The 250-nt window shown below is 56.4% G+C and carries 1 protein-coding gene; it reads left to right on the forward strand.

The features are described from left to right. A partial coding sequence (locus ACZ3HG_RS24400; protein WP_465335058.1) for a TolC family protein occupies positions 1-250 on the forward strand: 250 nt, incomplete at both ends.

Consider the following 250-nt stretch of genomic DNA (forward strand, 5'->3'; position numbering starts at 1 on the left):
GATTCTGGATGCTGGTCGCTACTCGGCCCGCACCCAGCAGGCCGAAGCGCGACAAAAGCAAGCCTTGGTGGCTTATCAAAAATCGCTTGAGTCAGCCTTCAAGGAAGTCGCCGATGCCCTGAGCAATCGCAACCAGTATCAACTGGCCGATACCGACTTGCAATTGCGCACCACTTCGGCCAAGGAAGTCTTGCGTCTGGCGCAGTTGCGCTACAAGGCGGGTTACTCGGCTTATCTGGAAGTCCTGGAT

Source organism: Erwinia sp. PME.40.26/001, assembly GCF_055556675.1.